The sequence below is a fragment of the Priestia sp. P5_B4 genome (assembly GCF_056400385.1).
In genome coordinates, this window is sequence record NZ_JBFULJ010001094.1 from 1 (window position 1) to 1,121 (window position 1,121).

A 1,121-nucleotide genomic window follows, 5' to 3' on the forward strand; every position below is an offset into this window, starting at 1 on the left:
CTATTTGTTTAGCTATCGTGATTACAACGCCAAAGTTTTTACCTAAAATTCCCGGTGCCCTTCTAGGTCTTCTTGTCTCCACACTTGTAGCCATTACACTGTTCCCAGGAAAAGTTGCAACGATTGGCTCTACTTACGGTGCCATTCCGAGCAAACTACCATCTTTTAGCTTCCCAGATTTAACTTGGGATAACATCGTGATGCTATTTCCGGCTGCCTGCGTAATTGCAATGCTTGGAGGTATTGAATCTTTACTATCGGCTGTTGTTGCTGATAATATGGCTAAAACCAAGCATAATAGCAATAAAGAGCTTGTCGGCCAAGGAATTGCTAATATCGCTACCTCGCTATTTGGCGGAATTCCAGCAACTGGTGCCATTGCCAGAACGGCTACTAATATCAAAAACGGCGCAGCTTCTCCGTTATCAGGAGTCATACACGGCTTAGTTGTTTTATTGGTCCTTGTGATGCTAGCTCCTTATGCATCAAACATTCCGCTGGCAAGTATGGCACCTATTTTAATGTTTGTGGCTTGGAATATGAGTGAGCGTAAAGAATTTGCGCATATTTTAAAAACCAAGTCAGCTGATTCATTTGTACTTGTAGCTACGTTTTTATTAACAGTTTCAATCGATTTAACAACAGGTGTAGGCGTGGGTCTACTTTTAGCTATTGTTATGTTTGTGAAACGAATGAGCGGATCACTGAAGATTTCAAAGGTTTTAGCGGAAACATCTGAAAACGCTCACAAATCTGATTTGATGGAATATACCATGCAAGGATCTCTTTTCTTTGGATCAGCTGAAGTATTAGAAGATTCCTTCGATAAGATCGCTGAAGCGAAACCGAAAGTTTTATTGCTTCGAATGAGCCAAGTATCCTTTATTGATACATCTGGAGAAGCTTTACTATCGAAGGTGGTCGAACGTTTGAAAGATTCGCATAGCCAAGTCGTTATTTCTGGCTTACAGCACCAGCCGAAAGAAATGTTAAAGTCAACGGGTCTATATGATAAAATCGGTGAAAAAAATATATTTTCTTCCGAACCTCCCGTGAGTAAGATTAAAGCTCGTCATAGAATCGTTACTACGTAGTAAAAAAGAGATCCGAACGATTAATCG

Annotated in this window: 1 protein-coding gene; it reads left to right on the forward strand. The window is 40.3% G+C overall.

Annotation, left to right across the window (positions count from 1 at the left end):
- On the forward strand, window positions 1–1,094 hold a 1,094-nt coding region (locus AC1DRF_RS29065), incomplete at its 5' end, for a SulP family inorganic anion transporter (RefSeq protein WP_477742449.1).
- Window positions 1,095–1,121 lie beyond the last annotated feature (27 nt).